Below are 6,483 nucleotides of genomic sequence, written 5' to 3' on the forward strand. Positions count from 1 at the left end.
TCGAGCTTCCGGAGCGCCTGCTGTCCATCCGTGCAGAAATACTCGATCATTGGCATACTCCTTTTGAGGTTACGAGCAGTATCGCCCTGCGCTTTGGTTAAAAATCCACGAGCTGCTCTCGAACGTAATTCCTCATACCAGGAAGCTCAAAATCAATCTTGCCCCGGCCCCGAGGACCAATCACGCCGTTTTCGATAAGGCGTCTTCGGTATTGAGCGGCATAGTTTCCGCTCACCCCCATGCGTTGCGCGATATCCGCAAGGCGACTCGCTCCTTCATCTTCAACCATGGCCGCAATGAATCGCACATCGCCGTCCGACAATTCGTCGAGCGTTGCATTGAGCACACGCGCACGCATATCATGCTGAGCGGCCTGTATGCCATATTCTACCTCTGCCACTCCAATACTTTTCCGGAGAGCGCCTTCCTCCCACGACCGATAGCCAACAAGTTGCATCATAAAGGGAAATCCGCCGATGGCGTCTACCGCGCGCTTAAGCGCAATCGACTCTATCTCTTTTCCCGAATCCTCAACGGTACGTCGCAGGGCACGCTCTATCTCGAAGTCGTCAATGCGACCCAGGTGCCGCTGGCAGGCTCGGCGAAAAAACGAGACCGACTTGTCTTGCAGCAAGGAGGAAACCTCTCCTGGTAAACCCGCCATGAGCAAGGCAACTTTACGCTCCTCCCTCACGAAGTGCTGATGAATCGCGATAAGTTGAATCAGCTCATCAAAATCGCCGCGGACCTCGTCAATCGTAATAAGCAGGCCAGTATCACGCTCGTTCAACTCCTCAAGGATTTCACTCATAAGCGTTCGCCAATTAGGGAGCTCTTGCGGCTCGCGCTCCCATTCAATATCAAGAACTTGCGGTATGCCTACCCCTTTAAGCCTCATGCCGCCCGGCTTATCAACGGCATCACGTGAGACATGCCGAACTTGCTGGACGATGTCGTTAAGCATTCCAGGCAGTGCAGAAACGTTCACCGACAGCCACCCTCGACCCTGCGCCTCATGCGCGAGAAGAGACATCAGTGCCGTCTTGCCAGTGCCTCTCGCCCCTATGAGAATAGTCGACAGGTTAGGATCGCCACTGCCATTATCGAAAGCTCGCAGCAGCTCGTCTATCACCATCTCGCGACCAGCCATATGCAGGGGAATTTGCCCGAAGCTGGGAGTAAAAGGGTTGCGAGGCCTGTCCTGCATCATTCAATCCTTTCACTTCTTTTCATTTTCTTTCACTTCTTTTCATTTTCTTTCACTTCTTTTCATTTCGCAAGAAAATTCACGGTAAGCCCAGAGCGGCGATGCTCGTTCACACATGTGGTCAACCGCGCTCCTTACCGGCATCGTCGTTAGAACACAGAGCGGTAACTCGACGCAACAAAAGGAATGGCTGAGGCTCAGCATTGTTGAAAAGGAGGCGAAACAGGAAGTATTTCGATCAAGCGCACCGTTCCGCGACGCTCCTGCTCTGCATTCTCACGATCGTTGCCTGCTTCTTGATTGACTATGCGGTATCTTTGGCGGTCGTTTCCATCGTGCGTGAGCAAGGAGCAATCGCGCTTTAAGGTCAACTATCACGATGAGCATTCAGAACTTCGTGAAACCGTGGACGGATTCATATTGCTGACAAATCACCGATGCGTACCTAAGATGACGGAGCGAGTAAGAATATCACATACGCTCTCTCCTCCCGCAAACAAGGCTGTCGCTCCTTTGGACGACCTTGTTTGTTTAGGGGGTGCTTTTAACTTCCCTCGCCAGCACTTTTCAAACGCTGGCTCGCGACGTCAAAAACGTTTCCCTTGTCTCTTGGCCCAATAGCCACGATCTCTACAACTTCAGCGACTCCGTCTACAATTCTGAATATAACCCGGATGCCCGCACTCCGAAATTTGAGTTCTTTGCACATTTTTAAGGGCCCGCTCAGAGGCTTTCCAATTTCGTCAGCTCGCACACGAAGCTTAGCAAGTCCGATATCAACCAACCGTCTTACCGAGCCATCGAGTGCCTGGTACTCCTTGGCTGCTACCGCGTTGTAAAAACGGACTTCGAATCTTTCGTGGGGAGCACTCATTCAAACAGATCCTTGTCGGCAATGGCATCCGCATCAAGTGAGAGCCATTCAGCGTAGGACTTTTCACCCAGGACTTCAGCGAGCCCCACCGGTTGCCGGGTGAGGTCTGCATCCCCTTCTTGAAGGCGTATAGCGGCAGTGTCATATAACCGCTGTACGCGAAAATTCTCAAGCTCAACAGCCAGAGCTTCAAACGTATCAAAATCAACTATAACCGTGTCAATCCCGTCGTTGCGATCTGAAACATAAAGAGGTTCTTCCTTAGCGCGCCGTCGCATCTCGCCAAAATTCTTGGCAGCATGCGAGGAAGTGACAACTTGATCCCGCCCAAAGGTTAGTTTGCCTTCTCTCACGATATCCATATCAGCCTCATTCCGTATTTCATATAACTTACAATCCGTATTGTATCACGTACTTAAAGGGTGTTATACAAAGCATGAGCGATTTTCTACACAACAAAGAAGCTCCCGAGCTCAGAAGAGTCCGGAAGCTTCTTTTGCATAAACCTTATCGATCCGTCCGCGCCTCTTTACACGTAGAACAGAATGTCGTTGTAGGTGGGTACCGGCCAGCGGTCGCGATCCGTGATAATCTCCATGGCGTCTACGGCTCCACGCAGCTTGTCCATGATAGGGATGATCTCGTGGGCATAGGTGTTGGCCCGTTGCTGTTGGTTGGCAATGGCAAGGGCCGCATGGTGCGCGGCGTCTAACGCCTGCAGCTGCACGTCGATCTCCTTCACTCCAGCCAGCAGCTTGTGCAGCAGCGCTTCCTGCTGATCGACGTTCGCGCCGGACAAGGCCGACTTGAAGGTGACGATGTTGCTGGCCACCTCGGCAGCATAGTCGTTGATAGCCGGCAGGAACACGCGGCGCACCATGCGCTTCATCACGCGCGCCTCGATGTTCAAAAGCTTGTTGTACTTCTCAAGCTTCACCTCATAGCGGCTCATCACCTCGGTCTTCGACAGCACCTCGAATTCCTCGAACAGCTCGACGTTCTTGCGGGACACAAAGCACGGCAGCGCATCGGCCGTCGTGCGGAAGTTCGCCAACCCGCGGCGCTCGGCCTCGGCGTACCACTCGTCGCAGTAGCCGTTGCCGTTGAAGATAATGCGCTGGTGCGCCTTCAGCGTGTCGCGGATGTAGTCAATCGCCGCAGCCTCAAACTCTTTGCCGGACTTGCCCTCCATCGCGTCCGCGAAGTCTTTCAGGCTCTTCGCCATGGCGGTGTTCAGCACCATGGTCGAATCCGACAGGTTCACCGCCGAGCCCGGCATGCGGAACTCGAACTTGTTGCCCGTGAACGCAAAGGGGCTGGTACGGTTGCGATCGGTGTTGTCGATGAGGAAGTTCGGCAGAACGGCCACACCCAAGTCCATGGCCACCTTCTCGGCATTCGTGTACTCGTGCTCGTCGATGAGCGCGTCCACGATAGCGTCCAGCTCGTCACCTAGGAAGATGGAGATGATGGCCGGCGGGGCCTCGTTCGCGCCGAGGCGATGGTCGTTGCCGGCCGACGCCACCGACATGCGCAGCAGGTCCTGATAATCGTCGACCGCCTGGATCACACCGGTAAGCAGCACCAGGAAGCGCAGGTTGTCCATGGGGCTCTCGCCGGGGTCGAACAGGTTCTTCTTGCCTGCCGCCAGCGACCAGTTGTTGTGCTTGCCCGAGCCGTTGATGCCCTCGAAGGGCTTCTCGTGCTGCAGGCACACCAGACCGTGATGGCTGGCCAGAAGGCGCATCTTCTCCATGGTAAGCAGGTTCTCGTCGATAGCACGGTTCGCGTTCGTGTAGATGGGAGCCAGCTCGTGCTGCGCGGGCGCCACCTCGTTGTGCTTCGTGCGTGCCGGCACGCCGAGCGCCCACAGCTCGTCGTCCAGCTCCTTCATGAACTCGTTCACCGTGGGGCGGATGGCACCGAAATAGTGCTCCTCGAGCTCCTGGCCCTTGCACGGCGCGTAGCCGAACAGGGTGCGCCCGCACATGACCAGGTCCTGGCGGTTGGCGTACGCCTTCTCCGAGACCAAAAAATACTCTTGCTCGGCACCGACCGTGGGCACGATATGCTGGTTGGGCTCGCCGAACAGCTTCAGCACCCGGTTCGCCTGCTTCTCGATGGCGCTCATGGAGCGCAAAAGCGGCGTCTTCTTGTCCAGCGCCTCACCGGTGTAGCTGCAAAATGCCGTGGGAATGCACAGCACCTCATCTTTTATGAACGCATAGCTGGTGGGGTCCCAAGCCGTGTAGCCCCGTGCCTCAAAGGTGGCGCGCAGGCCGCCGGAGGGGAAGCTGGAAGCATCGGGCTCGCCCTGGATGAGCTCCTTGCCCGAGAAGCTCATAATGGCACGACCGTCGCTGACCGGGTCAAGGAAGCTGTCGTGCTTCTCGGAAGTGATGCCGGTCAACGGCTGGAACCAGTGCGTGAAATGGGTGGCGCCCTTCTCGATAGCCCATTCCTTCATGGCGTGAGCCACGACGTTGGCTACCTCGATTTCGAGAGACTTGCCCTCTTTCATGGTTTTGAGCAGGCTCTTGTACGTTGCGGAAGGCAGGCGCTCCTGCATCGTGTGCTCGTTGAACACCATCGAGCCGTAGATTTCCGAAACCTTCGCCATAGGTGCGTGCTCCTTACTTGCCAACCCGTCAACCGCTCTTTCAAGATCGCGGCCGAGGCCGCGTTTCAATCATCGGAATACGATAGCATGACGACACCTGCACAGGCAGCGTCACCACGTGGTAATCAAAGTAATGGCGAAATGTTTCAGGAAGGTTTTGCCGAGGGCTTCCGCACACAAAGTGCGCAAAGTCCGTTCATTTACACCACAGGGATGCGCCACTCAGGAGCTTCCACTTCGTATTCTTTCATGAATTTCGCCGTCAGGGCGAACGTGAGGGGATTGCGCTTCCTTAGCTTCCCGACGATGCCTTTTTCCTCCAAAGCCTTCAAATAAAGTCTAGTCATCTGGTATCCAAGAGATAAAAGCCGGGAAAGCTCCTCTACCGACGCATCGCCCATCAAACCAAAAGACTCATATTGCATAAGCGTAAACACGATTTGGCACTCTTGGGGCTTTAGGCGGTAGGTTCTTTTTGCTGCATTCATTGACTCGTCAAGACCATCCAAAATAGTTTTACTTCTCTCCAACCTATCTAATATTCCCACCTGGGCACCAAGCAACAATTCAAGCATGGAGTGCACGAAAAAGGTAAGCTCACCTCGGTTGAGCGGATTTTCGGCAATACGGAATGCTTTGTAATAAGTATCGCGGTTTTCAAGAATCATGCGTGAAAGGCAGAGCACCGTTGGCGCGGAAAGCGATTCACTGAGGAACAGCGAGAGCAAGTACCGGCCTGTCCTACCATTGCCATCGTAGAAAGGATGCGCGTACTCGAATATATAATGCGAGGCAATGGCGGCATACAGGGCTGGCATATCGCCCGACTCAACAAGGTAAAGCATGGTTTGAACAGCTTCGATTATTTTTGCTTCAGGTTCGATACCCCGATGAATAACCGCGACGCCACCCGCGGTGATATCGACACCGTCTTTGCGAAAAATGCGGCCGTCGGGAATCTGTCCATCGGCCAATTCGCCATCCATCACCTTATCGTAAATCGTACGAATGTCCTCGGGCTTAGCGGGCACGAGCGCATCTCCCTCAGGAATGCTCAGGTAGAGAATCGCCAGTTCCTTGAACCTGCGCGCGTCGGGAGCTCCCTTGGTTGCCTCAAGCGCTTCTTTCACTTGACGCCGCGTACTGTGGATATCCTCGATGGCATTCGTATACACGACCTCGTCGAGAACGAGGCTTCTCATAACGGCACTGGCTGAAATTCCCGGCAGAGAGCGCATGGCAGCAGAAACGCGATGTTCGGCTCTGAGCACTTTTTCGCTCAGCACCGAAAGCTCTCGCGGCACTGCTATGAACAGCTTGCCGTTCGGCGTCTCGAGGTTTATGCGAAAGGTGGAGGCAGCTTCGCGGCGGCTTCGCTCCTCGCTTTGCAGGTTTGATTCGCGCGAAGCGCTGGCGTCTAGGTGATACAGCTTTGCAAGCTCTTTATACTCCATTGCACCTCATTATAACTTGCGCCCAGCATTAGTTATCTAACTTATAAAATTACTTGTTTATTATAAGTTAGAGAACTGAATAATACCACCAAAGTATAATGATCAGTTCTGCCGCAGTAGCCGCCTTGCTCCACTCGCTCGAACAGCACGTCGGTTACGCTGGCCGAACTGATGGCATCAAGGTCGTTGGTGGGATCGTCGGCTATGACGATGGGCGGGTCCAGCAGCAGCGCGCGAGGCACCAACACGGCAGGCGCGCCCTTTCCCCCAAACCTTGCTCTTCGCTACGCTATACTGAATCGCTAGGGTTCATCGGGAGCGACACGCG

Annotated in this window: 6 protein-coding genes; all 6 read right to left on the reverse strand. The window is 54.7% G+C overall.

What is annotated here, in order from left to right:
• Positions 1-97 precede the first annotated feature (97 nt).
• The 6 genes from RR842_RS02365 to RR842_RS02390 all read right to left on the reverse strand — a co-directional run bounded on the left by RR842_RS02365 (position 98) and on the right by RR842_RS02390 (position 6,403).
• Positions 98-1,210 carry an ATP-binding protein gene (locus RR842_RS02365; protein ID WP_332728918.1) on the reverse strand — a complete coding sequence of 371 codons (1,113 nt, stop codon included), beginning with the start codon at positions 1,208-1,210 and terminating at the stop codon, positions 98-100.
• A 541-nt stretch (positions 1,211-1,751) separates the two neighbouring features.
• Positions 1,752-2,081, reverse strand: coding sequence for a hypothetical protein (locus tag RR842_RS02370; protein WP_332553805.1), 330 nt, complete (start codon positions 2,079-2,081; stop codon positions 1,752-1,754).
• Entirely contained in the window at positions 2,078-2,443 is a 366-nt protein-coding gene (locus RR842_RS02375) for a hypothetical protein (protein ID WP_332553804.1), read from the reverse strand. The genes RR842_RS02370 and RR842_RS02375 overlap by 4 nt, the downstream gene beginning before the upstream one ends.
• Positions 2,444-2,610: 167 nt before the next feature.
• On the reverse strand, positions 2,611-4,701 hold the full coding sequence (locus RR842_RS02380; protein WP_332515065.1) for a glutamine synthetase III: 2,091 nt from the start codon (positions 4,699-4,701) through the stop codon (positions 2,611-2,613).
• A gap of 200 nt (positions 4,702-4,901) precedes the next feature.
• Entirely contained in the window at positions 4,902-6,155 is a 1,254-nt protein-coding gene (locus tag RR842_RS02385) for a Fic family protein (RefSeq protein WP_332728920.1), read from the reverse strand.
• Between the two features lie 41 nt (positions 6,156-6,196).
• Positions 6,197-6,403, reverse strand: coding sequence for a hypothetical protein (locus RR842_RS02390; protein WP_332553802.1), 207 nt, complete (start codon positions 6,401-6,403; stop codon positions 6,197-6,199).
• Between the last annotated feature and the right edge of the window lie 80 nt (positions 6,404-6,483).

Source organism: Gordonibacter sp. (assembly GCF_036667095.1).
Taxonomy (GTDB): Bacteria; Actinomycetota; Coriobacteriia; order Coriobacteriales; family Eggerthellaceae; genus Gordonibacter.